At 62.4% G+C, this 26,099-nt stretch carries 30 protein-coding genes and 1 pseudogene; 12 read left to right on the top strand and 19 right to left on the bottom strand.

Annotated features, from left to right (window positions below; all coding sequences use genetic code 11):
• Window positions 1–56: 56 nt before the first annotated feature.
• Window positions 57–1,058: an LLM class flavin-dependent oxidoreductase gene (locus R3D65_RS06405; RefSeq protein ID WP_371274390.1), complete on the top strand. Its 1,002-nt coding sequence runs from the start codon at window positions 57–59 to the stop codon at window positions 1,056–1,058.
• A 31-nt stretch (window positions 1,059–1,089) separates the two neighbouring features.
• Here R3D65_RS06405 and R3D65_RS06400 read toward each other — a convergent pair whose 3' ends face one another.
• Complete coding sequence (locus R3D65_RS06400) at window positions 1,090–1,887, bottom strand: NAD-dependent epimerase/dehydratase family protein (RefSeq protein ID WP_371274389.1); 798 nt, start codon at window positions 1,885–1,887, stop codon at window positions 1,090–1,092.
• Between the two features lie 406 nt (window positions 1,888–2,293).
• On the opposite strand from R3D65_RS06400, the gene kdgD reads away from it, so the two are divergent.
• On the top strand, window positions 2,294–3,202 hold the full coding sequence (kdgD, locus tag R3D65_RS06395; RefSeq protein WP_371274388.1) for a 5-dehydro-4-deoxyglucarate dehydratase: 909 nt from the start codon (window positions 2,294–2,296) through the stop codon (window positions 3,200–3,202).
• Window positions 3,203–3,213: 11 nt separating this feature from the next.
• Window positions 3,214–4,350, top strand: coding sequence for a mandelate racemase/muconate lactonizing enzyme family protein (locus R3D65_RS06390; protein WP_371274387.1), 1,137 nt, complete (start codon window positions 3,214–3,216; stop codon window positions 4,348–4,350).
• 60 nt (window positions 4,351–4,410) lie between these two features.
• On the opposite strand, the gene R3D65_RS06385 is transcribed toward R3D65_RS06390, so the two are convergent.
• Window positions 4,411–4,854: a DUF421 domain-containing protein gene (locus R3D65_RS06385; RefSeq protein WP_371274386.1), complete on the bottom strand. Its 444-nt coding sequence runs from the start codon at window positions 4,852–4,854 to the stop codon at window positions 4,411–4,413.
• Between the two features lie 239 nt (window positions 4,855–5,093).
• On the opposite strand from R3D65_RS06385, the gene R3D65_RS06380 reads away from it, so the two are divergent.
• Window positions 5,094–6,020, top strand: a complete 927-nt coding sequence (locus tag R3D65_RS06380; protein ID WP_371274385.1) for an IS110 family transposase — start codon at window positions 5,094–5,096, stop codon at window positions 6,018–6,020.
• Between the two features lie 126 nt (window positions 6,021–6,146).
• Here the strand turns inward: R3D65_RS06380 and R3D65_RS06375 are convergent, their stop codons facing one another.
• The 4 genes from R3D65_RS06375 to R3D65_RS06360 are packed head-to-tail and all read right to left on the bottom strand — an operon-like array spanning window position 6,147 to window position 9,220.
• Window positions 6,147–7,106 carry a YihY/virulence factor BrkB family protein gene (locus R3D65_RS06375; RefSeq protein WP_371274384.1) on the bottom strand — a complete coding sequence of 320 codons (960 nt, stop codon included), beginning with the start codon at window positions 7,104–7,106 and terminating at the stop codon, window positions 6,147–6,149.
• Complete coding sequence (locus tag R3D65_RS06370) at window positions 7,099–8,256, bottom strand: DUF3618 domain-containing protein (protein WP_371274383.1); 1,158 nt, start codon at window positions 8,254–8,256, stop codon at window positions 7,099–7,101. Before R3D65_RS06370 ends, R3D65_RS06375 begins: the two co-directional genes overlap by 8 nt.
• Before the next feature lies 1 nt (window position 8,257).
• A complete protein-coding gene (locus tag R3D65_RS06365; RefSeq protein ID WP_371274382.1) occupies window positions 8,258–8,647 on the bottom strand; it encodes a phage holin family protein in 390 nt (129 codons plus the stop codon).
• 3 nt (window positions 8,648–8,650) lie between these two features.
• Window positions 8,651–9,220 carry a hypothetical protein gene (locus R3D65_RS06360; protein WP_371274381.1) on the bottom strand — a complete coding sequence of 190 codons (570 nt, stop codon included), beginning with the start codon at window positions 9,218–9,220 and terminating at the stop codon, window positions 8,651–8,653.
• A 227-nt stretch (window positions 9,221–9,447) separates the two neighbouring features.
• Between R3D65_RS06360 and R3D65_RS06355 the strand changes: the two genes are divergently transcribed.
• Together R3D65_RS06355 and R3D65_RS06350 are read left to right on the top strand one after the other, a co-directional pair.
• Window positions 9,448–10,509: an MBL fold metallo-hydrolase gene (locus tag R3D65_RS06355; RefSeq protein ID WP_371274380.1), complete on the top strand. Its 1,062-nt coding sequence runs from the start codon at window positions 9,448–9,450 to the stop codon at window positions 10,507–10,509.
• 243 nt (window positions 10,510–10,752) lie between these two features.
• On the top strand, window positions 10,753–11,997 hold the full coding sequence (locus R3D65_RS06350) for a site-specific integrase (protein ID WP_075995241.1): 1,245 nt from the start codon (window positions 10,753–10,755) through the stop codon (window positions 11,995–11,997).
• Window positions 11,998–12,507: 510 nt separating this feature from the next.
• On the opposite strand, the gene R3D65_RS06345 is transcribed toward R3D65_RS06350, so the two are convergent.
• The 6 genes from R3D65_RS06345 to R3D65_RS06320 all read right to left on the bottom strand — a co-directional run bounded on the left by R3D65_RS06345 (window position 12,508) and on the right by R3D65_RS06320 (window position 17,217).
• The gene (locus R3D65_RS06345; protein ID WP_075995240.1) at window positions 12,508–12,987 is read right to left on the bottom strand and encodes a DUF411 domain-containing protein; all 480 of its coding nucleotides are present in this window, start codon (window positions 12,985–12,987) and stop codon (window positions 12,508–12,510) included.
• A 58-nt stretch (window positions 12,988–13,045) separates the two neighbouring features.
• Entirely contained in the window at window positions 13,046–13,552 is a 507-nt protein-coding gene (locus tag R3D65_RS06340) for an SCO family protein (protein ID WP_371274379.1), read from the bottom strand.
• Between the two features lie 74 nt (window positions 13,553–13,626).
• Entirely contained in the window at window positions 13,627–14,100 is a 474-nt protein-coding gene (locus R3D65_RS06335) for a copper chaperone PCu(A)C (protein ID WP_371274378.1), read from the bottom strand.
• A gap of 5 nt (window positions 14,101–14,105) precedes the next feature.
• The gene (locus R3D65_RS06330; protein WP_075995238.1) at window positions 14,106–14,699 is read right to left on the bottom strand and encodes an SCO family protein; all 594 of its coding nucleotides are present in this window, start codon (window positions 14,697–14,699) and stop codon (window positions 14,106–14,108) included.
• 152 nt (window positions 14,700–14,851) lie between these two features.
• The gene (locus R3D65_RS06325; RefSeq protein WP_075995237.1) at window positions 14,852–16,033 is read right to left on the bottom strand and encodes a ZIP family metal transporter; all 1,182 of its coding nucleotides are present in this window, start codon (window positions 16,031–16,033) and stop codon (window positions 14,852–14,854) included.
• Window positions 16,030–17,217, bottom strand: coding sequence for a multicopper oxidase domain-containing protein (locus R3D65_RS06320; protein ID WP_083649278.1), 1,188 nt, complete (start codon window positions 17,215–17,217; stop codon window positions 16,030–16,032). The genes R3D65_RS06325 and R3D65_RS06320 overlap by 4 nt, the downstream gene beginning before the upstream one ends.
• 115 nt (window positions 17,218–17,332) lie before the next feature.
• Between R3D65_RS06320 and mntR the strand changes: the two genes are divergently transcribed.
• Window positions 17,333–17,791, top strand: a complete 459-nt coding sequence (mntR, locus tag R3D65_RS06315) for a manganese-binding transcriptional regulator MntR (RefSeq protein ID WP_075995236.1) — start codon at window positions 17,333–17,335, stop codon at window positions 17,789–17,791.
• Window positions 17,792–17,799: 8 nt separating this feature from the next.
• Here the strand turns inward: mntR and R3D65_RS06310 are convergent, their stop codons facing one another.
• From R3D65_RS06310 to R3D65_RS06285, 6 genes are all read right to left on the bottom strand, one after another.
• Complete coding sequence (locus tag R3D65_RS06310; RefSeq protein WP_244530551.1) at window positions 17,800–18,387, bottom strand: thioredoxin domain-containing protein; 588 nt, start codon at window positions 18,385–18,387, stop codon at window positions 17,800–17,802.
• Window positions 18,388–18,455: 68 nt separating this feature from the next.
• Window positions 18,456–18,893 (bottom strand): disulfide bond formation protein B, encoded by a 438-nt coding sequence (locus R3D65_RS06305; RefSeq protein WP_156892363.1) that lies wholly within the window; start codon window positions 18,891–18,893, stop codon window positions 18,456–18,458.
• Entirely contained in the window at window positions 18,880–19,347 is a 468-nt protein-coding gene (gene lspA, locus R3D65_RS06300) for a signal peptidase II (RefSeq protein ID WP_205410819.1), read from the bottom strand. The genes R3D65_RS06305 and lspA overlap by 14 nt, the downstream gene beginning before the upstream one ends.
• A gap of 14 nt (window positions 19,348–19,361) precedes the next feature.
• Entirely contained in the window at window positions 19,362–19,985 is a 624-nt protein-coding gene (locus R3D65_RS06295; RefSeq protein WP_075995233.1) for an isoprenylcysteine carboxylmethyltransferase family protein, read from the bottom strand.
• Window position 19,986: 1 nt separating this feature from the next.
• Window positions 19,987–20,487, bottom strand: coding sequence for an isoprenylcysteine carboxylmethyltransferase family protein (locus R3D65_RS06290; protein ID WP_371274377.1), 501 nt, complete (start codon window positions 20,485–20,487; stop codon window positions 19,987–19,989).
• A 99-nt stretch (window positions 20,488–20,586) separates the two neighbouring features.
• Complete coding sequence (locus tag R3D65_RS06285) at window positions 20,587–22,851, bottom strand: heavy metal translocating P-type ATPase (RefSeq protein ID WP_075995231.1); 2,265 nt, start codon at window positions 22,849–22,851, stop codon at window positions 20,587–20,589.
• An 82-nt stretch (window positions 22,852–22,933) separates the two neighbouring features.
• On the opposite strand from R3D65_RS06285, the gene R3D65_RS06280 reads away from it, so the two are divergent.
• Window positions 22,934–23,374, top strand: coding sequence for a helix-turn-helix domain-containing protein (locus R3D65_RS06280; RefSeq protein WP_075995230.1), 441 nt, complete (start codon window positions 22,934–22,936; stop codon window positions 23,372–23,374).
• A complete protein-coding gene (locus tag R3D65_RS06275) occupies window positions 23,371–23,712 on the top strand; it encodes a YnfA family protein (RefSeq protein ID WP_075995229.1) in 342 nt (113 codons plus the stop codon). Before R3D65_RS06280 ends, R3D65_RS06275 begins: the two co-directional genes overlap by 4 nt.
• A gap of 20 nt (window positions 23,713–23,732) precedes the next feature.
• Here R3D65_RS06275 and R3D65_RS06270 read toward each other — a convergent pair whose 3' ends face one another.
• Entirely contained in the window at window positions 23,733–24,098 is a 366-nt protein-coding gene (locus R3D65_RS06270; protein ID WP_156892361.1) for a hypothetical protein, read from the bottom strand.
• A gap of 169 nt (window positions 24,099–24,267) precedes the next feature.
• On the opposite strand from R3D65_RS06270, the pseudogene R3D65_RS06265 reads away from it, so the two are divergent.
• The 3 genes and pseudogenes from R3D65_RS06265 to R3D65_RS06255 all read left to right on the top strand — a co-directional run bounded on the left by R3D65_RS06265 (window position 24,268) and on the right by R3D65_RS06255 (window position 26,035).
• Window positions 24,268–25,178: pseudogene (locus tag R3D65_RS06265) on the top strand (IS3 family transposase).
• 85 nt (window positions 25,179–25,263) lie between these two features.
• A complete protein-coding gene (locus R3D65_RS06260) occupies window positions 25,264–25,656 on the top strand; it encodes a multicopper oxidase domain-containing protein (RefSeq protein ID WP_075995226.1) in 393 nt (130 codons plus the stop codon).
• 7 nt (window positions 25,657–25,663) lie between these two features.
• Window positions 25,664–26,035: a hypothetical protein gene (locus tag R3D65_RS06255; protein WP_371274376.1), complete on the top strand. Its 372-nt coding sequence runs from the start codon at window positions 25,664–25,666 to the stop codon at window positions 26,033–26,035.
• Window positions 26,036–26,099 lie beyond the last annotated feature (64 nt).

Below are 26,099 nucleotides of genomic sequence, written 5' to 3'. Positions count from 1 at the left end.
TTTCTGCTTTACTCCGATGGACCGATTGCGTTTTCCTGCGGACAGAGGTTCACAGCATGCAACGATTCTCCGTTCTCGATCTTTCGCCCATTGTCGAGGGCTCCAGCGCCTCGCAAGCGCTGGCCGACACGCTGGCGCTTGCACAAGCGGCGGAACAATCGGGTTTTCACCGGTTCTGGCTGGCCGAGCACCACAACATGCCGGGTATTGCCTCGGCGGCGACGCCGGTCGTGATCGGGCATGTGGCCGGTGGTACGCGGACAATCCGTGTCGGAGCCGGTGGCATCATGCTGCCCAACCACGCGCCGCTGGTCATTGCCGAACAGTTCGGCACGCTGGAGACCCTGTATCCCGGACGGATCGATCTGGGATTGGGGCGCGCGCCCGGAACCGATGGCGCGACCGCACGGGCCTTGCGGCGCTACATGGAGGCCGCCGACCAGTTTCCGCGCGATGTGGTGGAGTTGCTGGGCTACCTTGGCGATGGCGAAGGCCCTGTGCGTGCCGTGCCGGGCCAGGGGACGCATGTACCCGTCTGGATCCTCGGATCAAGCCTGTTTGGCGCGCAACTGGCCGCGCATCTGGGTCTGCCCTATGCCTTTGCCTCGCATTTCGCGCCGGCGATGCTGGGACAGGCCGCGATGGTCTACCGCGATGCTTTCCGGCCTTCGGCCTATCTGGAGCGGCCCCATTTCATGATGGCAGCGGGCATGGTCGTTGCCGACAGCGACGAGGAGGCCCTGTTCCTGCGCAGTTCGCAGATCCGGTCCTTCGCCCGTCTTCGCTCCGGTCGGCCCGGCCGGCTGCCGCCGCCAATGCATGACCTGGAAGCCGAATACCCCGCCGAAGTGCTCGCATCGGCACGGCAGGCGTTGTCCTGCTCGGCGGTCGGATCCGCCGAAACCGCCCACCGGCAAATGGCCGCGCTGATCGAGACATACCGTCCGGACGAGGTCATGATCACCGGCATGATCCATGACCGGCAGGCCCGGCTGCGCTCCTTGAGGCTGGCAGGCGATATCCTGGCCAGCCTGGCTTCCGGCACCGCGACCGGCTAGCGGCTGCATTCAGGAGGCCGGCAATCCGGGCTCAGTCCTCGCGGATCGGTTCAGCCGTGAAATTGCCGCCCTGGTATCTGGCCACGGGATGATCCGGAGAAGGTGCGGGTTCAGCGGCCTCCACCTTCTCGCGATAGGGCGCAGACGAATCCCGCGGACGCCAGCCCAGCCAGGCTGTGCGGGAATTGTCCCACCACAGCGTATCATTGGCAGAGGCTCCATAGATCACGGGGCAGCCCAGCCGGGCGACGTTGAAGCAGCGCTCGATCAGACGGGCGAAATCCTGCGCCGACAGCCAGCTCGACAACATCCGGCGGTCTGCCGGTTCCGGGAAACAAGAACCGATCCGCACGATGGCCGTCTCGATTCCGAACTTGTCATGATACATGGAGGCCATTGCCTCACCGAAGCATTTTGAAACGCCGTACAAACCGTCCGGCTTCGGCAGCGCCCTGTTGTCGAGATATTCATCCTGGCGGTAGTAGCCGACCACATGGTTGGAACTGGCAAAGACGATCCGCGGGTTTCCGTTCCTGCGGGCTGCCTCATAGAGATGAAACACGCCATCGATATTGGCAGGCCGGATCTTCGCCCAGGATTGCTCGGTGGACACGCCACCCAGGTGAACAATGCCATCCACGCCCGCCACCATCGCGTTCACGGCGTCAGGGTCGGCCAGATCGCCTGTGACGACCTCCTCGTTCGCGGCCACATCGGCAATGCCGCAGATATCGGCAAGGCGCAGCGTTCTTGCCAGCGGCGCAAGCAGGGGGCGCAGCTGGCTGCCCACACCACCGGCGGCACCCGTTATCAGAATACGGTCAAGCATGGCCCTTCCCCAGTTGATGACGGCTTGAGCGGCGGGGCCGGATCCCGGCACGGTTTCCGCCATGACGAACGGACCGCCGCAGATCGCGGCCGCGCCCTTCAAGAATGGCGCCACCCGCTCCGAGCGATGGTTCAGACCATAGACTTGTATGATAAATAGTCAAGGACAGGCAGGCCTTCCATCTGCTCCGACAGGCCCTCTTGTCAAGCTGGTCACCAATGAACACGCGAAGCGGTGCGGCTTTCACCGGATCTGCCGGCAGCAGGCAGACCCGCTTCCGTTTCCGAAAGCGTTGCGGCGGGAGGATTGCCTGCCATGGGCCACTTATCATATAAGTTATTGACAGAATCGTGGCGCCTTATCTATGGTGTGGCAATCTCCGCTCCAGCATCAGGATAGCCTCGCCATGACCCCCGAAGAACTGAAGTCTGCGCTCGGCGCGGGACTGCTTTCGTTTCCCGTCACCGCCTTCGATTCCGAAGGCGCGTTCACCGAGGGGCCGTACCGGGAGCATATCGGCTGGCTTTCGGGTTTCGGTGCATCGGTTCTCTTTGCCGCGGGCGGAACGGGAGAGTTCTTCTCGCTGGCGCCGCACGAGATTCCGGCCATCGTCTCGGCTGCCAAGGCATCGGCCGGCACGACGCCCATCGTGGCCGGCTGCGGCTATGGAACCGGAATCGCGGTCGAGATCGCCAGGTCGGTGGAGAAGGCTGGCGGCGACGGCATTCTCCTGTTGCCGCATTACCTGATCGAAGCGCCGCAGGAAGGCCTTTACCGGCATGTGAAGCAGGTCTGCGACGCCACCGGCATGGGCGTGATGGTCTACAATCGCGACAACTCGATCATCCAGCCTGACACACTCAAGCGGCTTTGCGAGGAATGCCCCAATCTCGTCGGCTTCAAAGACGGGTCCGGCGATATCGGACTGGTCCGGCAGATCACGGCGACGATGGGCGACCGGTTGACCTATCTGGGCGGAATGCCCACGGCAGAACTCTTCGCCGAGGCCTATCTGGGTGCCGGGTTCACCACCTATTCCTCGGCTGTGTTCAACTTCGTGCCCGCGCTGGCAATGGAATTCTACCGCGCCCTGCGCGCCGGCGAGCGGGCACGGACGGAGCAGATTCTCAAGGAATTCTTCTATCCCTTCATGGCCATCCGCAACCGCCAGAAGGGATATGCCGTTTCCGCAATCAAGGCCGGTGTCCGGCTGACCGGTTTCCAGGCCGGCGGCGTTCGCCCGCCGCTGACCGACCTGACAGCGGACGAAGAAAGAATGCTCGCCGCCCTGATCGAGAAAGCCGCCAGTATCTGAAGGCAAGATGCATGAAGATCGCCGAAGTCCACACCCACATTCTCGACCACAAGCTGGAGACCGCGTTCGAAAGCGCGTCCATGCGTTTCGACCGCCGCCAGCACATCCTGGTCGAGATCGTCTGCGATGACGGGACGACCGGCTGGGGTGAATGCCTCGGCCCCGCCCTGCCCAATGCCGCGGTGGTGAAAGCCTATGCCGCACGGCTGATCGGGCGCAATCCGCTCGACACCGAGATCCTCTGGCAGGAACTCTACAACCTGTTCCGCGACCAGGGCCAGCGCGGCCTCGCCGTCACCGCGCTGTCCGGCATCGACGTGGCACTGTGGGACATCAAGGGCAAGCATTTCGGCGTTCCGGTTTCCGTGCTGCTTGGCGGCCGCCTGCGTGAGAGCGTGCGCGCCTATGCCACCGGCTCCTTCCGCCGCGACGGCGTGGACCGGGTTGCCGACAATGCGGCCGAATGCGCTAGCCATGTGAAAGCCGGCTTCCACGCCGTGAAGATCAAGATCGGCTTCGATCCGAAACAGGATCTGGAGGTCATTGCCGCCGTGCGCGAGGCCATCGGGCCGGATACACGGCTGATGATCGACGCCAATCACGGCTATGACGTGCTGGAAGCGATCCGCGTCGGCCAGGCGGCGGCGCAATTCGGCATCGACTGGTTCGAGGAGCCTGTCATTCCCGAACAGCTCTCCGCCTATCGCGCCGTGCGCGCCGGACAGCCCATCGCCGTGGCCGGCGGCGAGACATGGCACGGCCGCTTCGGGTTTCGCGAACCGCTGGAAACGCGCTGCGTCGATATCGCCCAGCCGGACCTTTGCGGCACCGGCGGCTTCACCGAGATGCGGCGCATCGCCGACATGGCCGCGCTGCATGGCGTCCGTCTGGTGCCGCATGTCTGGGGCACCGTCGTGCAGATTGCCGCAAGCCTTCAATTCATGGCCGCACTCCTGCCCGATCCGCCCCGGCGCGAGGCCATCGAACCGATCCTCGAATTCGACCGCACGCCCAATCCGTTCCGCCAGGCCATCGCCAGAACGCCGATCGAGCATGAAAACGGCGTCGTGCGGATACCCGACGGCCCCGGCCTTGGGATCGAGATCGACCGGGATGCGCTGACGGAATTTTCGTTGAAGCCAGCGTGAAGCCATCCGGCGTGAGGGTGATGCCGGGTCGCTGCAAATGGCGGCAAACTGTTCACCGTCCTATCCCGTTCCGGATCCATCACCGGGGATGACGGAGAAGGAGCCGTCCGATTCCAGGATGACGGCCGCAACGGTGGCCGGATCCGGCTGTCCGGCACTGCGCAGCACCGTTTCCAGTTCCTCCCTTGTCACCCGGGCCTTGTGCAGGGCTCCGGGCACCGGTTCGCCATTGCGCAGGAGGAGCGACGGCTCGGAGCGGACAGCGCGCGCAAATGCGCGGGAGCGCACCGACAAGGCGGTCACCAGATACTGGAGTGCTATGAGAAGAAGAAGTGCCGCCACGCCCTCGGCAAGAGCAACCTTCTCGCTGAGCAGCACCGTGGCCAGGGTCGAGCCGTAGGCGACGGTGACAACAAGGTCGAATGCGTTCAGCTTGGCCAGCGTCCGTTTGCCCGACACGCGCAGGGAGCCGACCAGAAAGACATAGGCCAGAGTTCCGACCACGAACGTGCGGACGATACCGCTTGTCTTATGATTCTTCCGCCTTCTCTGCGAAGGTGGAGCCACTGCCGCCGGCTCAAACGGCAGGCAGTGGCGGTGGTTGGATCGCGAACGGCTTGGTCATGGACAGTGACGTCGATGGACCGTTCTAGAGTGTGATCGGCCACCGTCTTCGCATGAGGCCTGAACGGATACGCAGCGGCTTCTGGCCCTGCATGACAAGCATAGGACACGCGAAGACCATGAAAGATAGCATCGGTATCGACATCTCAAAAGCCCATCTTGACGTTTGCCGTCCGGCGACCGGTCAGACAGCCCGGTTCGAGAACTCGGCGGCGGGATTGACTGCGTTCAAGCGCTGGGTCGGTTCAAGTCAGCCCGATCTGGTGATCTACGAGGCAACGGGGGCTTATCATGGCCTGCTTGAGAAACGCTGCTCTGGCGATCTGCCCTTGGTGAAGGTCAATCCGTTACAGGCCCGCCGCTTTGCCCAGGCCCGCGGAACCCGTGCCAAGACCGATGCGGTTGACGCGCATGTACTGGCTTTGATGGGCGAGGCGCTGGATCTGCAACCGGACAGCCCTGCCAGCGAAGATCACCATGATCTCAAACAGTTGCAGGTCGCGCGCACCGCCATGATCAAAGCGCGCACGCGGCTGAAGAACCGGCTTGCCACCCAGACGCTCTCCCTGCTCAGACGTCAGGCGAAAGTGCAGCTGGCTTTGCTCGACAGGCAGCTCAAAGCCATCGACGCCGAGATCGCCAGCAGGCTGTCGCGGGATCAGGCCCGCTCCCTCGACATCCTGCAATCCATTCCCGGCCTCGGGTCCGTTGTTGCAGCCACCATCCTCATCGAGTGCCCGGAAATCGGCGCGATGGACCGCAAACAAGCCGCCAGCCTTGCCGGGCTCGCCCCGATGACCCGACAATCGGGCCAATGGCGAGGCAAGGCCTTCATTCAGGGTGGCCGTAAATTCCTGCGTGACGCGCTCTACATGCCCGCACTCGTCGCTACCCGCTTCAATCCAGACATGAAACAGAAATACAATGCGATGCGCAAAGCCGGAAAGCCAGCAAAAGTCGCTTTAACGGCTATCATGCGAAAGCTCATCGAGCTGGCAAACACACTCATAAAACAGGATAGGAAATGGGCGCCAAATCCAGCTTGATCAATACGGATACTCCAGCTTTGGAAAAACATGTCCGCCCAGGCCATGGACACTCCCCATCTGTCTGAATCCGGATCGATGACCGGGGGTCACTGCGCGGTACACGGCCGCCAGCGCTTGTTCCGTTCACTCGGGCGGTGGCGTATCGGCCTTCACCGCACCGCGCGCGCCCATCGGCATGCCCGGGCCGACCGTGGTGTCGTGGCGGGTCTGAAGCTCCGCTTCCGCATTGATTTCCGCGCCAAGCAGCAGGATGTAGGCTGACAACCACAACCACATCAGCAGCACGATCGCGCCTGCCAGCGTGCCGAAGCTCTCATTGTAGCTTCCGAAATTCTCGACATAGAGGGCGAAGGCCAGGGTCGCAAACAACCAGAGCAGACAGGCGAGGACCGAACCCGGGGTGAGCCAGCGCCATCTTGCGGCGCGGCGGTCGGGCGCAAAGCGGTACAACACGCCTATTCCGACGCTGGCCAGCAGCAACAGCACCGCCCATCGCGCCGCGCCGATCATGGCTTCCGTGAAGGCGCCGAGATTGACGATGGCAAGGATGGCCGGAAGACCGACGGCCGCACCCAGCCCGATCACCAGGCCGACGATCAGGACAAGGGTAAGCGCGAGGCGGAGCAGCGTGAGATGGATGAAACCGCGCGTTTCACGCTCATCATAGGCCACGTTCAGGCCCTCGATCAGGCTGCCGACCCCTTTCGAGGCCGAATAGATCGCAATGGCAAAGCCGAACAGCGCCACCAGCGTCAGGCTTCCTTCCTGCGTACCCGCCACCTCGGTCGCCTGGGAGCGGACGATCTCCGCCGCCTGGGGCGGCAAGGCGGAAGACAGGGTGTCGATCTGGGAGGCCACCTGGGCGGGCTCCATCAGCAGTCCGGCCAGACCGACGAGGGCCGTTATTGCCGGGAACAGCGCCAACAGTCCATAGAAGGCCACGCCGGCGGCAATGAGGCCGACGTGATCCTTCGACAACTGGGTGAACAGGACACGGCGAACGATCTGCCCCCAACCCCTTGCCGGAATGGTGGCAGGCGTCCTGGCCGTGTCACCGGGCACGGCGTATGCGGCGTCAGGCATCCGGTTTGCCAAGGTTCTGGCGCGCGGCCTCTTCCCCGGCAGCCGACCGGACGCGGCTGGCGGCGTCCCGGGCTTCGTCGGACGCTGTCTTCACCGCCGCCGTGGCAGCGCTGTCCGCTTTCGAACCGATCTCTCCGGCTGCCGCACCAGCCTCCTTGAGGGCCGCCTGTCCAACCTTTGCGGCCTTGTGCCGCTCTTCGTCGAATATGCGTTCGGCCTCATCGATCAGGTGATCGGATTCCTCCCCGATCAGGTCGTCCTCGACGCGTGAGCGTGGAATCGCACTTGCAATGGCCGCGCCGGCGGCCAGGGCGAGTGCGCCGGCAACCAATGGCTGGTCCTCGAAGAAATCCACGGCCGTGTCGCGGCCCTGACGCCAGCTGCGGCGCATGGTGCGACCTGCCTGGTACCGTGCCGCCATGGCGCGTTCGCGCGCGGCGATGACACGTTCGCGGGCGGACTCGCCCAATTGCTCGGTCCCATGCGAAAGCTGGTCGCGCGCCCTGGCGGCGCGCCGCGCCGCGGCATGGCGCGCTTCCTCGATACCGTGCCGGGCGCTGCCGGCCGCCTGGGAGGCCGTTTCGCCTGCCCGCCGCGCCGCGCTCGCGGCCGAGTGCGAGGCGTGGGAAACGCTTTCCCTGGCGGAGGATGCGGCGTCCGATGCCTTTTCGCCCAGCGAGCGGCCCTGGTGGCCGTCGTCCTCATCGGGATCGCGGAAACGATCGCCCGTTTCCACCCAGGCAGGATAGCCACCCTGATGTCGAGGTGCAGCATGGGCCCCATAGGAACGGGCGCCCAGGGGTGGCTGCGGCGTCTGCCGCCGGGCAGGCCCCCATTCGCCGGATCCGCCATTGCCACGCGACATGCGCACGGACCGCCCGTCATCATCATCATCATCATGCGAGCGCCCGAAGATCAACCAGGCCAGCCCGACGCCGGTGAGCGCCAGCGCCACGGGATTCTGCTTCACGGAGTGGCCGACGGCACGCCCCATGTCGCCGCCATGTTCGCCGAGGCTTCGCGTGACTTCACGGAAAACGGCGTCTGGCGAAAACCGGCTGCGGAGTTCTTCGATGGCATCCGTCAATTCGGAACGCTGGCGTTCGACATCCCGCTCGATCTCGTCGGGCGTGCGGTGGTCGTTTGACATGTCAGGCTCCTTTCACGGCTTGTGCATCGCGCTTGACGTTTTCCGCCGTCCGGCTTGGCGCAAGGCTCGAAAGCTTCAGGTCATTGAGGCCCTTCTGCATCAGCGCCCAGCCGATGAGGGCTATCGCCACACCGACGATGAGCGCGGCCCAGCCGGAATCGATCCCCAGTTCGGCCAGACCGGCGGCCACGGCGGCGGCGAGCACGTTCAGCGCTGTCAGAAACAGGACGAGCGCGGCCGCGAGGAAACCCAGTGCCATGCCGGCGCGGCGCATGTTCTGGTCCGCCTCGGCGCGGGCGAGATCGATTTCGGACCGGACGAGGCCGGTCAGGCTTTCAAGCGCATTGCCGACAAGCGATGTGGTGCTCTGGTTGGTTTTCGTATCATCCATCGGTCAGATATCCTCGGCTCTGTGCACTCTCGCGGTGGAGGACGGTGCAGACGCAGCGGACGGCCTCGTTGCCGCAGGTTCAGCGGCACTTGCACGCGGCACCGAACCGGCGGTCCCGGAAACAGGTGTCCTGTCGCGCCCGGAAGCGCGCGCGGCGCGGACGGCGGCAAAGCCAAGCAGCGCCGCACCACCAAGGAATGCGGCGGGATTACGCCGGCCGAAGTCGCTGACTTCGTGAACCAGATCGGAAACTGAACGGCCGCGGACGGAATCGGCGAAATCGGCCAAGCCTTCCGCCATGGTGCTGAAGAGCTGTTCCTGGGGCGAGCCTTCACGCAATTCGCCGGAGGCGGTGCGAAATGCCTTGCCGACGGAAGAGACCTCTTCGGCCATCGTGTCCTTGGCATCGTCGGCGCGGGCGCGCACTTCTTCCGACGCCTGGTCCTTCAGCTTGCGCGCTTCGTGGACAGCATCCGAGCGCAGGTTGCGGGCCTCGTCTTCCGCTGTCCTGCCGGCTTCGGACATCGGGCCGGCACCTGACGGATTGTTGGGGTTGCGGGTCTCGGTGGTCATGGAAAGTCCCTTCCAATCATGCGATGAAGCTGAGGACGGCAAGGACGACAACCACGAGGCCGATCACATAGATAATCGAATGCATGGACCTGTTCTCCTCATCGTATGTCCCGAATTCTTCCGACAACGAGAGGCGGGGACGATATGTTCCAGCCGGGATCGGCTGTCAGGGCATGATTCGAAAAAGCGCCGCGCGCGCCATTCCATTCAGGGAGAGTTCTTTCAACATGGTCAGCAAGGCGCCAGTGCCGGACAGCGGAACACTCCGCTTTCCCTTCCAAACCATGCCGGCTTACGGCGAAATGATCGAGGTGCGTGAGGGCATCCTCTGGACCTGCATTCCGCTGCCCTATCGCCTCGACCACGTGAACATCTATTTCCTGCGCGACGGAGCAGGCTGGGCGGTGATCGATACCGGCATCCAGACCGGGGAGGCCAAGAAGGTCTGGGAGACCCTGCTTTCGGGACCGATGCGCGCAGAGACGATCACGCGGGTGATCGTGACGCATCATCATCCCGACCATATCGGGCTGGCAGGCTGGCTGTGCGAGCGGTTCAATGCGCCGCTGCTCACCAGTTACTCCACCTACATGGGCAGCCAGTTCATCTCGCTTGCCCGCAGCGAGAACATGACGCGCTACACGTTCGACTTCTATCGCGGGCATGGCATGAGCGAAGAGCATGCCAGTCTGGTGGCGATCCAGGGCAACGAATACCTGCGCCGGGTCTCGGCCCTGCCGGACCGTTTCCTGCGCCTGGTCATGGCGGATGTGCTGGAGATCGGCGGCCGTTCGCTGCGCGTGGTGACCGGGGACGGTCACGCCCAGGAACAGGTGATGCTGTATTCGGAGGCCGACAACCTCCTGTTCGCCGCCGACCAGGTTCTTGAGCGGATCTCGCCGAATGTCAGCGTCTTTGCCGGTGAACCCAATGGCGATCCGCTCGGGCATTACCTGCGATCGCTTCGCCTCATGCGAAACGAACTGCCCGAAGATGTCCTGGTTTTGGCCGGACACCGGCGGCCGTTCATCGGCCTTCATGCCCGTTGCACCGAGCTGGAGGATCACCACGAGGAACGCTGCGACCGGATCCGGGAGGCCTGTGCGGCCGACCCCCATTCGGTGGCCGACCTTGTGCCGGTTCTGTTTCCGCGCGAGCTGGACGCGCACCAGATGAGTTTCGCCTTCACCGAGACACTTGCACATGTGAACCGGCTGGTGCGCCGCGGTGAAATCGAAACAGTCCAGCAGGGGGAGAGACTGGTCAGCGTCCTCAAGCCGGCCCGGTAGCGCGCCTGTCAGCGATGCGCGCTATGGGAAAAAATGGCGCACCCGACAGGATTCGAACCTGTGACCTCTGCCTTCGGAGCGGGCATTTAGGTGTTTTTCGCACTGTTCCCAAACATGGCCATATTTGGAAAATACCATTATAATCATGATGTTAGAGCAATATCACGATTGACGGCTTTGGACTGAGATTTCCGACTTTTCGCTGATTTTGCTTCCGTATTGCTTCCGTGCGGGACCGCTGCCATGCCGAAAATTTCCAAGCGTCTGATCGACCAGAGCCCGCCAGGTGCGAAGGATTATTTCCTGTGGTGTGACGAGCTGAAAGGCTTTGGTGTTCGCGTCTTTGCGACCGGCCAGAAGTCATTCCTGATCCAGTATCGCGACGAAAACAATCGGACGCGCCGATACACGATTGGCCGCTATGGTCACCTTACTCCCGACCAGGCGCGCACAGAGGCGATGAAGAAACTCGGTGAAGTTCGGATGGGGCAAAACCCATCCGAACAGAAACGGCAAAAAAGAGCCGACATGACCATCGCCGAGTTGTGCGATCAGTACATGGATGACATCTGTGCCGGTCGATATCTTACCCGTTTCAACCGGCCCAAGAAGGCAACCACGATCGCCACGGATGTCGGCCGTATCGAGACCCATATCCGCCCGCTAATCGGCAAACTTCCAGTAGCATCACTGGACCGCCGAACAGTGGAGCGGTTCGTCATCGACATCCGGGAAGGAAAGACCAAGCGCAACATCAGGTCCGGCAAAAAGCGTGGGCGCTCCATTGTCTCTGGTGGCGGCGGAACAGCGCGCCGGACCGTTGCGCTTCTCAGTGGCATGATGACCTATGCTCGCGACATGGGATTGTGCGAAGCCAATCCTTGCCATGGCATCAGGTGCGGCGTCGATCAGAAGCGGACGCGGTTCTTCCGGCCTCAGGAATATGAAGCATTGGGACGGGCGATGGTTGAATTGGAGGCAGAAGGGATCAGTTCTGTTGCCATCAACGCAATCCGGTTATTGACGCTTACGGGATGTCGCGTCGGCGAAGTGCGGTTGCTCAAGCGCCGGGAGATCGATGAGCATTGCGGCTGCTTCAGGTTGGAAGACTCGAAGACTGGCGCGCAAATTCGGCCAATCGGCTCGGCTGCCTTTGCGCTGATCAGTTCGCTTCCAAGTGACCGTTCATCTGAATTCCTGTTTCCGGCGGTCAGGGGTAACGGCGCGTATGATGGTCTGCGCAAAATTTGGATCCAGATTTGCCAACGCGCCGAAATCGAAGGTGCCGTAATGCACACGCTCCGCCACAGCTATGCCTCAGTCGCGGCTGAGCTCAACTATTCCGACGCTACAATTGCTGCGATGCTAGGACACAGCCTTGGCACGGTCACCAGTCGATATACGCATTTTGTGGACGAGGTGCTAAGAGCCAGCGCGGATCGTGTGAGCAAGGAAATCGATTGCCGAATGAAGGCATATTCACCCTAAAAAACCAAGAATGTCAGCGAATTGACTTCATTTTCTTATTGGTGATCGGTTCGACTCTTTGTAACGCCGGGTGCGGATGGGGCTTTTTCTTAAATCTTAAGACCGGCAAATGGGCGTCAATTTCTCTGGTTTCGATCAAGTTAGAGATTCCTTTGGTTGTATCGATACTGCGTCCTCACGCACTCCGCGCTCAATTGGCGTCTACCGGGGGCTGCCGGAATTGTTTCCGGTTGCCTAAAAATTTTTTGCCCTAATACGAGCGGCACCAATTTGCGCAATGTCGCGCGTTTTTCATGTTGCGATTGAGTTGTTAAGCAAACATATCGTCTGCTTCTGTCTCGCGGAGGAATTAGCGCGTCGATTGCCAAGGTTTACCCAACACCGACATTCTGGCTTTAACACAATTCGTAAGCATGAAGCTTTACATTAATGGTGCGACGGCAGCGGTAACCGCCTATGATTGCTCGTGGGTGAATGTGGAGGCGAATTGTCGATTCATGCGGGATGTGTTCACCCCAATTCCTCATAGCGGCTGAAGACCGTTCCGGAACCGTCACGAGCAATCAGCATGACCTCATAGGCCTCGCGTTCCTCTTCCGGCCCCATGCCGGGAGAGCCGTAAGGCATGCCTGGCACAGCCAGTCCGATGGCATCCGGCCGTTCGGTCAAGAGGCGTCGGATATCGGCGGCGGGCACGTGACCTTCGAGGACATAGCTGTCGATCATGCCGGTATGGCAGGAAATCATGCTCTGCGGCACCCCGACCTCGGATTTGTAGGTCATCAGGAGGGTGCCATAGCGTTCCTCCTCGGTCACGCTAAACCCTTCGTCGCGCAGGTAAGCGATCCAGGCATTGCAGCATTCGCACCCGGTTCCCTTGACGACATGAATGGCGCTTGTCTGGGCCCAGGCTGAAGTGGTCCCCAGCGCGGCGGTGACCAAGCCTGACACTATCAATGCTCGACGGGAAAATCGGATCTCTCGGGTCATTGTCCTACTCCGTTGCTTGTATGGTTTACGCCGGGGCCACCGGTTCCCTTTCGGCAGGTCACTGCATGGCCCTGCGGATCTTCGGCACCGCGAAGCGGCGGTCCTCGTGGTAGTCGATGATGCTCGCAAAGCGGCCATCGGCGCGAAACAGGAACACGCCAGCCGTGTGATCCATGGTGTAGTCGTCCTCACGCGGAACCTTCTCGAACCGGGCACGAAACCCCGATGCTGCCCGTCCGATCTCGGACAAAGTTCCGGTCAGACCAACGATGCGTGGGTCGAAATGCGAGAGGTAGTCGGCCAGAACTTCGGGCGAGTCACGCTCGGGATCGACGGTTATGAGCGATACGTTCAGCCGGTCGGCATCGGGGCCGAGATCGTCCAGCCATCCTGAAATGTCGCTCAGAGTGGTCGGACAGACGTCGGGGCACCACGTGAAGCCGAAGAAGACCATCGTTGGCCTGCCAATCCAGTCGGCTGGCCGCACCCGCTCGCCGCCATGGCTGATCAGATCGAAGTCCATTTCGGAAATCGGCACGGGCAGAAGGTCAGCCGACGACGACACGGCGCCACTGCTTCGCCACCAGCCGAGACCGAGGGTGAAGGCTAGCGCGCCGAGCCCTCCGCCAATGCCAAGAATTACTGCCCGTCGGTTTCGCAATCTGGTCCCTCCACGCGCAAGGACAGCACTTCAGCATTCACCGTAACGTCGCCTGCCACCTCGAATGTCAGGGTGACCGGGAAAGTCTCACCCTCCTTCAGCGCCGCAGTCAGACCCATCAGCATCCCATGATAGCCGCCTGGGGCAAGCTGCACGGTCTGACCTGCCGGCAGCGGGATCGACATCGCATGCGGCATCGAGGCGACTCCGTCCGTCACGGTGGTTTCATGCAGCATCGGCCTGCCGGCAGCCGGGGTCGAAATGGCGACAAGGGCGTCATCGGATGCACCGTCGTTGGTAATTGCGACATAGAAGACCGCCGGACGGCCCGCGCCGATGGTCGCGCGGGACCATGGGTTGGCTATGCTGAGATCACCAAATGTCGTGCTTTCGCAGGCTATTGCCGGGGACGCGGCCATCAGAATGAGGGTGGAAATGATCTGGGTCTTCATCGCGATCACAATCTCGATCTCAGGTCTGCAAGGATTTCTGCGGCGGGAGTGCCGTAGCTGAACTGCCGTAGCCATTCGCCGTCGGGTCCGACCAGATATAGCGCCGGGCTGTGGGACATTGAATACCCGTCCGGGGCGGTCGTGTCATCCTGACGCTCGTAGTGGATGTAGAAACTGTCCGCAGCCGCCCGCGTTTGTGTGTCGTCACCGGCCAGTCCCAGAATGGATGGGTGGAAGGCGCCGGTGAACTCCGCAAGTCCGAGCGCCCGATCCCGTACGGGATCGACCGAGATGAACAAGGGTTGCACATTGGCAGCCTGGTCGCCGAGGTCGTCCATGACCTGCGCCACCTCGGCCAGCGTCGTCGGACAGACGTCGGGACAATTGGTAAAGCCGAAGAAGACCAGCAGGTACTTGCCCTCAAAATCCGCTTGCGTCCGAAGCTGCCCTTCTGCGTCCGGCAGAGCAAAGGTCGGACGAAACGGCGCTTGTTCACCGACAGATGGACCGCGATCCTGAGAGAATTGCCATAACCCGAATGCCAGCGTGGCAAAAGCGGCGGCGGACCAGAGTATTTTCTGCAGGGTTCTCAATTGCATCGTCTTTGGCGCTCTTCTCTTTGCACTGGCTAGACCCTCTAGCGGCTATAGCTGCAACCCCTCGCCAGGAAGATCACGCAAGTTTGAGCGGCGATCAGAGGGCGACTCGCCGCCCACCCTGCAACGAGAGACAGGAAACGTCTGTCCACACGTCAGATCTTGATCAAGGCTGCCGTCGCATACATGAAGGCAATCCCGCCGAGGAAACCGCCAAGGACTGCGGGAGAAAACAGCGCCGCTTGCCGATCCGCGTTCTGGCGCAAAAGATAGGCGGTGACCTCGACCATGACCTGAAGGATCGCGCCCACCCCGACGGCAAGCGCCAGGGCCGACCATTGCGGCGCATAGGCAAGACTTCCCGCCCACATGCCAAGGATGGCCGGTCCCCCGGCGAGGAGGGTCAGAGCTGCGAAGGTCCAGAGGGCCGGGCGAGCCCGCAGCATCGGCGCCGCGATGCCGATGCCTTCGGTGACATTGTGCAGCGCAAAGCCGAGGACGAGGAAGGTTCCCAATCCCGCCGATCCGGCCGCGAAGGCCCCGCCGATTGCCAGCCCCTCGCCGAAGTTGTGCAGCCCGATCCCGAGGGCGATGAAGAAGGCGAGCGCGATCCCTTCGGGACTGCCGCGCCATCGCCCGACCGCCATCAGCATTAGGAAACTCGCAAGAGCCGCGAGCCAGACCAGGGCAGACCCCTGGAACAGGGCCGCTGCCTCGGCCGCCAACTCCAGTGCCTCCGATGTCATGTCGATAAGAAGGAAGGCCAGAAGGCCCACCGTGAGCGCGAGAAGGAAATTCATCCCGCGCCGCCCGACGCCTCTCATGGCGGGATAGAACATCAGGCCGAGCGCCACCGGCAGAAGCCCGACGACGGCCCCGACGACCGCCTGCAGCCGAATTTGACTGCCGGTGGCCCGGGGCGTCGAGACGGCGACGGCGATCTCGTGTCCAAAGGTCGCGCCGGTGTTGGTCAACAGGTTGACGTGATGGGCCTCGCCGTGGACCCAAGGATAGGGAATGCGCAGCCAGACCACGCCGCCCCGCGCGATCGGCCCCGGAGGATCCTGTCGGAAGTCCCAATAGGCGTCATCCACCGCGACCTGGGCGATCACCATGTCCTCCGAGCCGCCCGCGCGCACCAGGAGCGCGATCCCCGAACCATCGAGAATGGTGCGCTCGACCGTCAGCGCCTCGACCGGTGGCGCACCGTTGTTGAAGCCGCGCAACGGATCGAGCGAGGCGATCCAGACGAAGGCGCCCAGCATCGCGGCAAGCGGCACCGCGACCAGCAGCAGCCGGGTGAGGGGCGAGCGGGTGGGATGGCTCTGCTCGCTCATGCGCCGGGTTCCCTCACGTCGAACATGCCGACCCAGCCGAGTTCTGTGAATTCGGCCTGATGGGCGTGGAACATGTAGAGGCCGTCCTCATGGTCGGCGAAACTGAACTCGAGGATCCCGCGCTGCGCCTGGCATTGCATGATCACATCGACCGTGCGCAGGGTCGGCGTCAGCGTTGTGCCTGTGTCGTAGTAGTCGAAGAAATTCGCGTGCAGGTGGAACGAGTTGATCGGGTCGAACTCGGTCGCGTTCATCAGGTAGACGCGCACCGGGCGCGACTTGTCGATCCGGATCGGCTCGTTCATGTAGATCTGACCGACCGTGTTCACGGCGTAGATCTCGTTCTCGCCGTCGAAATTGGTGTCGAAGGCGTTCATCACCATCGCCAGCTCCTGCCAGCGCGCGTTTTCCGGGCTGCCAAGGACGCGGGACGCCGCGACGGAGGCAAGCGCGGGAACGGTCTGACGAGCCGGGTCTGGGTCGATCACGAAGAGGCCGTACATGCCCTTGTGCATGTGCCGTTTCAGCGGCAGGGCGTGGCAGTGGTAGAGGTGACAGCCAAAGGGCCTGGCGTCGAACTCGTAGATGAATTCCTCGCCGGGCCCGATCAGCCCGGCGCCGGGGACACCATCCATGCGGGCCGAGTGGATGCCGTGAAAGTGCATGGAATGCGGGTGCGATCCGAGGTTTCGGAACACGATCCGCAGCCGCTCGCCCTCGCGCGCTCTTAATGCCGGCCCGGGCACGCGACCGTTGAACGTCCAGGCCGGAAAGAACACTCTCGGCGCGATCTCGATCTCACGGTCAGAGGCGTCGACCTCGAAGGTCCGCAAGGTCCGGCCGTCGGGAAGGATTTTGGTGCGTCCGGTGTCCCAGTCGGTCAGCATCGCGGTCGGTTCGAAGCCGTTCCGGGCGTGGTCGACTTGGCCTACGGTCGTCATGCTGCCATGCGCCATGTCGCCGCTCGGGGCAGTGTAGGGATCGGTGGGCGTGGACATGTCGTGCCCCGCCATCGGGTCCGGCGGGGATTGCGACCGCGCTCGGCCCGCCGCGACAGCAGCTCCCCCCGCCGCGGCCAGTCCGCCGACGAGCAGTGCACGACGGGATGCCGAGACCGACGCCCAGTCACTGTTGTCTGGAGCGTGGGCTCTGTCGTGATCTCGTTTTTCGTTTTCGGAGGTCATGGACGTTGTCTCGTTCGGCCGCGCAGATACACACGACATGGCGTAAAAAGTTAGCTTCGGCTAATAATCATTGCAAAGACTTTACGAGTCAATCGGGTTCGTGCGAAAGTAAAGTATGTCGACCGACGAAAACCTAGCATCAGAACACCAGGAATCCGAAGCTCGCCCTGCCGAAGCCCGGGTGGAAGCCTTCATTGGCGTTCGAGAGGCGCGGCGCAGCGAAGTAGCCGAAGACTATGTCGAGCTGATCGCAGAGCTTATTCATGAGCAAGGCGAAGCGCGGCCCGTCGACATCGCGGCACGAATGGGGGTGACGGCGCCGACGGTTGCTAAAACGCTCGGCCGCCTGGCCCGTGACGGTCTGATCACGCGCGCCAAGTATCGCTCGGTGTTTCTGACCGAGGAGGGGCGCGCTCTCGCCAAGGAATGCCGCGAGCGGCACGAGATCGTCCTTCGCTTCCTCTTGCGCCTGGGGCTTGACCCGGAAACCGCTGAACGCGATGCCGAGGGGATCGAGCATCACGTCAGCCAGCGCACGCTTGCGCTGTTTTCGGACTTTGCCGACCGCAACTGACGCCCGTGTCAGGAATTCTCCACGGCGAAGCGGACTTCAGCGATCAGGCTGTCGGGGCTGAAGTTCTCCAGCCGTTTCTCGTTCACATAGAATGTCGGTGTCTGGCGAATCCCCAGAGCCTCGACGTCGGCAGAGTCCTGATTGAGCGTGCCGGTTATGCCCGGAAACAGCCTGTCGCTTTCGGCCCTTTCGACATCGAGGCCGGCAGCGGCAGCTATCTCCCAGGCAACGTCCATTTGAGGCGAACCGTGTACCGCCCAGCCTGGCTGCTGTTCGAGCAGGGCATCAAGAACCGGCTCGAACCTGTCCTGCATGCGCGCGGCCTCGAGGATGCGCACAGCCTCGTCCGAGCCTTCGTGAAACACCGTATAGCGCAACACCACCCGAACCTGCGTCGGGAACTGACGGCGGATTTCCTGAACCACTGGATGGTAAGCGCGGCAGGCCTCGCAGGAAGGGTCGAAGAACTCAATAAGCGTCACCGGAGCGTCCGCAGGGCCGAAAGTCGGAGAGTAGGGGCGGACAAGCAATGTCGGGTCCGCGGCCGGCGTCTCCCCTGCGGCCGCTTCTGCTTCGGCCCTGCGGCGACGTTTCATCAGAAAAGCTCCTCCCCCGAAAGCGGCAAGGCCGAGGGCAGAGGCCCCGATCAAGAGAGCACGACGGTTCATAGGCGGTTTCCTTTCGGCAGGATGAGACAGATCAGGATCGCGGAAAACGCGATCAGTGAGAGGTAGGGGATCGGGATGCTCAAGATCGCCTGCGCCTGATCGGTGCAGGACGGTCCGTCCCTTGTGCAGGGAGCAACGCTTTGCGGAATCCATCCTGCATAGAGGCCAGAATGCCAAATGGCCAGCGCCATGCCGGCTAGAGTCAACGTCAGGCTGTAGGGCCTTGCCATCCCATCGCCACGCCAGAGCGACAGGCCGAGGATTGGCACCAGCGGGAACATCGCGATGCGCTGATACCAGCAAAGCGTGCAGGGCATCTGCCCCAGCACTTCGCCGATGAAAAGCGCGCCAAGCGTCGCAGCCATTGCGATCAGGAACGCGACCGTGATGAGAAGCTCGTCGCGGTTCAGCCGCTGGGATTCAGGGTCGGTCAACAACAGGCTCCTTTCGGCCGCGTGACGGAAAAGAGGCGACAAGGATGCAGAGCGCACCCAAGGTTATCGCGATATCCGCACCATTGAACGTGGGCCAGTGCCAGTCACGCCAGTAGAGATCGAGAAAATCAGTGACGGCGCCCTGCCGCAGCCGGTCGATGATGTTGCCGAGCGCCCCGCCAACCACCAGCGCCAGCCCGCCCCGCTCCAATGGGTGGCGGGCACGGAAGGCCATCACGGCGAAGATCAACGTCAAGACGCCGGTCAGAGCTGCCATCAGGACCGGTCTGCCAGCCATGACGCCCGACAGCATGCCGAAGCTCGCACCCTCATTGAAGCCGAGCGTCAGGTTGAAGCCGGGAAGAACCGGCACCACCTCGCCACGCGAAAGCAAGGACAGCGCTGCGGCTTTTGTCAGTTGATCGGCCAACGTGGCCAAGCCGATCAGCGCCATAACCCATCGCATGTTCATTTGGCACCCATACGGCGAAGACCGATCCAGCGCGGGACCGAAGCGGCGTAGCGTTCATACTCCTGGCCAAGAGATTGGCGCAGGGCAGCTTCCTCGCTGCGAATCTGACTGGTGGCCGACCAAAGGAACAGAAGTGCCGCAAGGATTGTAGGGGCCGAAGGCACTGCGAGCGCGACGCCAGCCAGCAGAGCGGCCTGCCCAACGAATGTTGGGTTGCGGCTGAAGCGGAAGAGTCCGCTCGAAACCAGATCTCCGGTTGCGCCAGCCTGGACACCAACCCGCCAGGACGTACCCATCGATACCTGTGCGACAATCGCAAGTAGCGCTCCGCCACAGGCCAGGCCAACCCCTGCAAGCCCGATCAACGGGAAGCGTCCCGCGGTCCAGAGCGGGTCAAGCTTGTGAAGGCCTGGAAAGGCCAACCACGCGATTGGGCCGAGGAAGGAGAGCACAAAGGCCGCGCGAAATCCCGCCGCGGCCCAGCGGTCCCTTCCGCGTGCCGTCCCAAACAGCCAGACCGATCGTCCCGCAGCTTGTGAGATACGCGCGTTGCCCCAGAAAAAGCAGGCGAGATAGGCAATAAAAAGCCCGAGCGCGGCCCAACCGAACCAGTTGATCATGTCAGCATTCCGTCTGTTCGAAGTGGTGCGAAAAGCCCAGGAACCGGGCCGTTTGGGCTTTGTAAATCTCGAACTGCGCACCATGTGATTTCAGCAGGTTGCGCTCCTCGAGAAAGATCGCAGCGACATAGAAGCCAGCCCACACAGCCAGTGCAGCAAGGATCGGCGGCGTCGGGAACGCCAGTGCCCAGCCGATCTGCCCTGCCCAGGTCGCGACGTAGATCGGGTTTCGGCTGTAGCGGAACCAGCCGCCGCGCCGGAGTGGCCCGTCCTCGCCGAAGGCCGTGGTCCAGCCCAGTTGCAGCGTTGCAAGCACGGCGACACCGAAACCCGCGATCATGAGCGCCGCCCCGACAGCAAAGCATGCTGTCCCGAGCTCGGGCGCAGCACGCGTGGCCGAGAGGATCGTCAAGGCGACCAGGCCCCAGAACAGGCACCGGAATGGCCAGATGAAGCCAGCGTAGGCGCTGCCCTTTCGATCTGCAGGCGGCCAGAAACCCATGGTTTCGTCCTGCAACGCTAGTAGCGCGCGCATGAGCAGCCAAACTCCGGCAACGAAAGGTACCCATTGAACATATGCACTCAGGTCTGACATCCGCCGTCAGCCTTCCCGTTCCGGGTTGAACCGCAGGAGCCGCAGCGCATTCAGCGTCACCAGAACCGTCGCGCCGGTATCGGCGAGGATCGCGATCCAGAGGCCGGTGACGCCGATCACGGAGGTGACGAGGAAGACGGCCTTGAGCCCGAGCGCGATGGTGACGTTCTGCCTGATGTTTGCCATCGCGCCGCGCGCAAGACGGATCTTGCCCGGAATGTCCGTGACCCGGTCGCGCAGGATCGCCGCATCGGCGGTCTCGAGTGCCACGTCGGTGCCCGATCCCATCGCGACGCCGACGCTTGCCTGTTTCAGCGCCGGCGCATCGTTGATGCCGTCGCCGATCATCATCACGCCGCCATCGGCGCTCATTTCGCGGATCGCTCGGAGCTTGTCCTCGGGCATCAAATCGGCCTGGAACTCTAGGCCAAGCCGGCCGGCGATGGCGGCGGCCGTGCGCGGGTTGTCGCCAGTCAGGATCATCGGAGCGACGCCAAGCCGTTTCAGCTGTGCCACGGCTTCGGCCGCATCGGCGCGTGGCTCGTCGCGCATGGCGATCAGGCCCAAAGGCTGCTTCTCGCGGAACACCGCCACGGCGGTCTTGCCCTCATCCTCGAACCTGGTCGCCATCCGAACGCCAGCCCCGTCGAGCCCGCCATTCTCGCTGGCATGGCGCGGCGAGGCGACCCAGGCGGGAGCGCCGGCGACCTCGGCCGTGACGCCCTTGCCCATCAGCGCCCGCGCGTCCTTCGACGGGAGGGCTGCAACCCCCACCTCCTTCGCCCTGTTCAGAATCGCGACGGCGAGAGGATGGCTCGACCCGGTCTCGACCCCCGCGGCGACGGCCAGAAGCTCGGCTTCTGTGGTCGTGCCGAACGGCATCACATCTGTCACAGCCGGGCGCCCATGGGTCAGCGTGCCGGTCTTGTCGAAGGCGATGCGTTTGACCGATGCCGCGGCCTCGATCACCGCGCCGCCCTTCATCAAGAGCCCGCGCCGCGCCCCGGTCGACAGGGCCGAGGCGATCGAGGCCGGAACCGAGATCACCAGCGCGCAGGGGCAGCCGATCAGCAGCAGCGCCAGCCCGCGATAGACCCAGGTGTCCCAAGGCTGACCGAAGGCCAGAGGCGGCACCAGCACGACCAGGGTCGCGACCGCGACGATGGCCGGCATGTACCAGCGGCTGAACCGGTCGATGAAGCGCTCGGTCGGCGCGCGCGCCTCCTCGGCCTCTTCGACCAGCCGGATGATCCGGGAAATGGTATTGTCCTCGGCCGCTTTCGTCACCGTCACCCGCAACGCCGCCTCGGTGTTGATCGACCCGGCAAAGACCGCATCGCCCGGCCCCTTGGTCACCGGGACGCTCTCACCCGTGACGGGGCTGTCGTCGACCCCCGACGTGCCCTCGGCGATCTCGCCATCCGCCGGCACGCGGTCGCCGGGCCGCACCAGAACGGTCTGTCCCACGCTCAGGCTCGCCGCGGCCACCTCTCGTGTGCTGTCTCCCACCACGAGAAGAGCGGTCTTCGGCACGAGGTTCGCGAGCGCCCGGATCCCGTCCCGCGCCTTGCCGGCCGCGACGCCCTCCAGCACTTCGCCCACAGCGAAGAGAAACACGACCAGCGCCGCTTCTTCGGCCGCGTCGATGAAGAGCGCGCCAATGGCCGCGAGCGTCATCAGGCTTTCGATGGTGAAGGGCTGGCCCAGACGCAACGCGGCGAAAGCGCGGCGCGCCACCGGTGCCACACCGATCAGGCAGGCCACGACGAAGGGCCATTGTCCGACGGTCGGGACCAACAGTTCGGCGATCCAGGCCAGCCCAAGCAGGAAAGCCGTGAAAATGACCAGCTTGCCCTTGCTGGTCTCGTACCATCGCTTCCCCCGGTCTGCCGGGTCGTCGTGAACGTGACCCGGGCTGCCGTGACCGATGTCCCGGGATCTACCAGAGCCATCGGACGCATGGTCGTGGTCGGCGTGGTCGTCACCGCCGTGGTCGGGTGCGCTTGCGCCGGGCAAGACAAATTCCCTTTTCGCGTCGGCGCCGCGTGGCGCGATTCTATAGCCAAGCGACTTGACGACGCTTTCGACCTTGTCGCGTCCGGTCTGTGCTTCATCCAGCGTCATGCGCAACCGCTCGGACATCAGACCGACCTCGACATTGCTGACGCCGGGCAGCCGCCCGACCGCGTCCTTGACCTTGGTTACACAGGACCCGCAATCCATCCCCGAGACGGTCCAGTCGCAGGTGGTGTTGTTCTCTCGGTTCGTCATTACGGTCCTCTTCAACGGGCGATTGATTTCATCGAATCAGATATCTAATGTCTCTAGCAACTATAGCTTCAAGGGAAATCTGATGCTGACCATCGGAAAGCTCGGGGCAAAGGCGGGGGTCAAGGTGCCGACGATCCGCTATTACGAGCAAATCGGCCTTTTGCCCGAGGCCGAGCGCAGCGCCGGCAATCAACGGCTCTATGGCTCGAAGGCACTCGAAAGGCTTGCCTTCATCCGGCACGCGCGCGACCTGGGGTTCACGCTCGAGGCGATCCGCGACCTTCTCAGCCTTTCCGACAACCCTGATCAATCCTGCGCCGCCGCAGATGCCATCGCAAAGGCACAGCTTCTCGAAGTCGAAAATCGCCTTGCGCGGTTGACAGCCCTCAAGGCCGAGCTTGAACGCATGGTGGTGCAATGCGCGGGCGGCAGGATCGCCGACTGCCGGGTCATCGAGGTACTCGGTGACCATTCGCTTTGCGCCACGGACCATCTGCATCCCGAGACCGAGGAGACACCATGAACGTTCCGGCGACGCTCGCAATCTACGGCGGGGCTGCTCTGGCCGAGATCGCCGGTTGCTTTGCCTTCTGGTCCTGGATGCGACAGGGCGCCGGCGCGATCTGGCTATTGCCGGGGATGGTCAGTCTTGCCGTATTCGCGTGGCTCCTGACGCTGGCACCCGCCGAATTCGCGGGGCGCGCCTATGCAGCCTATGGCGGGGTCTACATTCTTGCGTCGCTCTCCTGGCTTTGGGTCGCCGAAGGACGCCGTCCGGATATCTGGGATCTCGCAGGCGGAACCGTTTGCCTGATCGGCGCCGCGATCATCCTGTTCGCGCCGAGGACGATCGGAAATTGAGGCGGCTATAAACCGAGTTTTCATGGCGGAAACTCGAACCGCAACGAATTTGTGATTTTCCTTTTAAAAATTTCGTATGGAGCTTCCTCTCCATTAATCTGAAGTCGATGGAAGTGAACAGCCTTTTCCGTTTGACCCTCCTTGTCGGTCTTCTTTTTGCATCGCTTGGCGGTTCCCATGCCGCGAATGCGGAAACGATGATAGTTGTGGAAAGCGAACAGGCCCTCCTCATTTCCGGCGGGCACGATGACATTCAGGTCAAGAGCGATAAAAGTCATTGTCCGGATGAAATCGACGAGTCCGTGCAAACCAACCCTGGCTCGGGTTGCTGTATCGCTGCGTGCAATGCGTTCCAGCTGTCCGAACCCGTGATTTCGACTTTTCATCGCCTGCCAATCCAGATATTGGTCCCGTCGATGGTCCAATCTGCCGAAGGTTTGAAGCCGGAGAGCGTTTACCGACCTCCCCAAGCCTAAGCGACGCGTTGATCTGCTTGGCCTGCTGCCGGTTTCGTGGACACCGAGATAAGGTGTTTAACGGAACAGGAGAATGGGAATGGGAAGAAGGAAGTTCAGCCGCGAGTTCAAGCTTGAGGCGGTTAGATTGATCAAGGATCGGGGCGTATCGGTCGCGCAAGCGTCCCGGGATCTGGACATTCACGAGAATGTGTTGCGCAAGTGGATTGCGGCTTTTGGGGCCGATCCGCAGCATGCGTTTCCCGGCCATGGCCAGATGAAGCCGGAGCAACTGGAGATAGACCGGTTGCGCAAGTAAGTCGCCAAGCTGAAGGCGGAGCGCGGCATCCTGAAAAAGGCGGCGGCCTACTTCGCGAGGGAAGTGACATGAAGTTCGCTTTTATCGCGAGGCACCGGGGCATCTGGCCGGTGGCATGGCTGTGCGCGGCGCTGGATGTCTCCCGTTCGAGCTTTCATGCCTGGCTGAACCGCAGCCCCAGTGCGCGTGGTCGCAACGATGAGGCGTTGGTGACGGCGATCGACTGCAGCTTCAAGAGCAGTGATCGCACCTACGGCGCACGTCGCGGCCGTCGTCGACCTGTTCTCGCGGCGCGTCGTCGGTTGGGCCATGAAAGCCGAGATGACGGCGGGGCTCGTGACCGACGCCCTCATCATGGCTATCTGGCGCAGAGGAAGGCCCGACAGCCTGCTGCACCACAGCGACCAGGGCAGCCAGTATACAAGCGAGCAATTCCAGCGGCTGATGGCCGATCAGGCCATCACCTCTTCGATTAGCCGGTCGGGCAATGTCTGGGACAATGCGGCGATGGAGAGCTTCTTCTCGTCGCTCAAGACCGAGCGGACGGCCCGCAAGCTCTACAGGACGAGGGATGACGCCAGGGCGGATGTGTTCGATTACATCGAGCGCTTTTACAATCCGCGGCGAAGGCACTCGACACTGGGGGCTATCTGAGCCCTGTCGAGTTCGAGGAACGCGCCATGCTAGCTTAACTGCGTGTCCGAAAAACCGGCAGCAGGCCACGGAGCCTGATCTGCCAAAGGCCCGGAGCGTGAAGGTCGTCATGGAAGGGGGGCCATGGGCGGTTTCGTCGACTTCACCTACAATGGCAAGCGACTTGAAGGTGAAGATACCCCGCATACCAAACAGGCATGGGCGTTCAACGGCGTCGCAAATCTTTCCGAAAAGCCGCTGTTTCAGGCCAAAAGCGGCGAAACCATTGTAATCGAGACCGTCAATCAAACCGGTTGGGTCCATGCCATGCATATACACGGCCATCATTTCCGGATCATCTCGCGAGGTGACAGCTTAGTCGATGAAGGTAAGCCGTGGCGGGACACTTTTTTGGTGGGCCCAGAGCAGACGACAAAGATTGCCTTTGTCGCGGATAATCCCGGCAAAAGGCTTTATCATTGCCATATGCTTGAGCACGCAGCGGCCGGCATGACGACGTGGTTTGAAGTCATCTGAGTTCTCAGTGGAAAATAAATTGGAAGGGCATTATAGTTTTTTCATGCGCAAGTTGTTGTCATTGCTCATGTTTGTCATGCTGGTCTTCGGGGCATTTTTGCCGCCGACAGCGCAAACGCATGCGGGCGGGCCTATTTCAATCAGTACGGCGCATGACAATATGGAGATTGCCGATCTTGCGGCCTCCATGAAGTGTTGTCAGAAATCCGAGACGGGCATGGATCACAGGGCAGGCAATTGCGGGATGGATTGCCACTATCTGCCAGTGTTCCTGGCAAGTCAGCCATCGCCCGTCATGGCAAACGTGCGTAGCACGGCCCATTCAGGACTTCAGCGACAGCCAGTCTATTTTCCGCTGCGCCCTCCCATTTCAATCTGAGTTGTTTTTCACCGCCGCTTTAGGCGTCAACAAACACTTTCGATTGAGAGGGAAACATGCTTTC

The organism is Zhengella sp. (genome assembly GCF_041397485.1).
GTDB lineage: Bacteria > Pseudomonadota > Alphaproteobacteria > Rhizobiales > Rhizobiaceae > Zhengella.
This window is presented reverse-complemented; position numbering and strand designations above follow the sequence as displayed.

Coding starts and splice junctions, on each gene's coding strand:
- R3D65_RS06405 (WP_371274390.1), top strand. CDS start 57: ATGCAACGATTCTCCGTTCTCGATCTTTCGCCCATTGTCGAGGGCTCC.
- R3D65_RS06400 (WP_371274389.1), bottom strand. CDS start 1,887: ATGCTTGACCGTATTCTGATAACGGGTGCCGCCGGTGGTGTGGGCAGC.
- kdgD (WP_371274388.1), top strand. CDS start 2,294: ATGACCCCCGAAGAACTGAAGTCTGCGCTCGGCGCGGGACTGCTTTCG.
- R3D65_RS06390 (WP_371274387.1), top strand. CDS start 3,214: ATGAAGATCGCCGAAGTCCACACCCACATTCTCGACCACAAGCTGGAG.
- R3D65_RS06380 (WP_371274385.1), top strand. CDS start 5,094: ATGAAAGATAGCATCGGTATCGACATCTCAAAAGCCCATCTTGACGTT.
- R3D65_RS06375 (WP_371274384.1), bottom strand. CDS start 7,106: ATGCCTGACGCCGCATACGCCGTGCCCGGTGACACGGCCAGGACGCCT.
- R3D65_RS06370 (WP_371274383.1), bottom strand. CDS start 8,256: ATGTCAAACGACCACCGCACGCCCGACGAGATCGAGCGGGATGTCGAA.
- R3D65_RS06365 (WP_371274382.1), bottom strand. CDS start 8,647: ATGGATGATACGAAAACCAACCAGAGCACCACATCGCTTGTCGGCAAT.
- R3D65_RS06360 (WP_371274381.1), bottom strand. CDS start 9,220: ATGACCACCGAGACCCGCAACCCCAACAATCCGTCAGGTGCCGGCCCG.
- R3D65_RS06355 (WP_371274380.1), top strand. CDS start 9,448: ATGGTCAGCAAGGCGCCAGTGCCGGACAGCGGAACACTCCGCTTTCCC.
- R3D65_RS06350 (WP_075995241.1), top strand. CDS start 10,753: ATGCCGAAAATTTCCAAGCGTCTGATCGACCAGAGCCCGCCAGGTGCG.
- R3D65_RS06345 (WP_075995240.1), bottom strand. CDS start 12,987: ATGACCCGAGAGATCCGATTTTCCCGTCGAGCATTGATAGTGTCAGGC.
- R3D65_RS06335 (WP_371274378.1), bottom strand. CDS start 14,100: ATGAAGACCCAGATCATTTCCACCCTCATTCTGATGGCCGCGTCCCCG.
- R3D65_RS06330 (WP_075995238.1), bottom strand. CDS start 14,699: ATGCAATTGAGAACCCTGCAGAAAATACTCTGGTCCGCCGCCGCTTTT.
- R3D65_RS06325 (WP_075995237.1), bottom strand. CDS start 16,033: ATGAGCGAGCAGAGCCATCCCACCCGCTCGCCCCTCACCCGGCTGCTG.
- R3D65_RS06320 (WP_083649278.1), bottom strand. CDS start 17,217: ATGACCTCCGAAAACGAAAAACGAGATCACGACAGAGCCCACGCTCCA.
- mntR (WP_075995236.1), top strand. CDS start 17,333: ATGTCGACCGACGAAAACCTAGCATCAGAACACCAGGAATCCGAAGCT.
- R3D65_RS06310 (WP_244530551.1), bottom strand. CDS start 18,387: ATGAAACGTCGCCGCAGGGCCGAAGCAGAAGCGGCCGCAGGGGAGACG.
- lspA (WP_205410819.1), bottom strand. CDS start 19,347: ATGGCGCTGATCGGCTTGGCCACGTTGGCCGATCAACTGACAAAAGCC.
- R3D65_RS06295 (WP_075995233.1), bottom strand. CDS start 19,985: ATGATCAACTGGTTCGGTTGGGCCGCGCTCGGGCTTTTTATTGCCTAT.
- R3D65_RS06290 (WP_371274377.1), bottom strand. CDS start 20,487: ATGGGTTTCTGGCCGCCTGCAGATCGAAAGGGCAGCGCCTACGCTGGC.
- R3D65_RS06285 (WP_075995231.1), bottom strand. CDS start 22,851: ATGACGAACCGAGAGAACAACACCACCTGCGACTGGACCGTCTCGGGG.
- R3D65_RS06280 (WP_075995230.1), top strand. CDS start 22,934: ATGCTGACCATCGGAAAGCTCGGGGCAAAGGCGGGGGTCAAGGTGCCG.
- R3D65_RS06275 (WP_075995229.1), top strand. CDS start 23,371: ATGAACGTTCCGGCGACGCTCGCAATCTACGGCGGGGCTGCTCTGGCC.
- R3D65_RS06270 (WP_156892361.1), bottom strand. CDS start 24,098: ATGAAAAGTCGAAATCACGGGTTCGGACAGCTGGAACGCATTGCACGC.
- R3D65_RS06260 (WP_075995226.1), top strand. CDS start 25,264: ATGGGCGGTTTCGTCGACTTCACCTACAATGGCAAGCGACTTGAAGGT.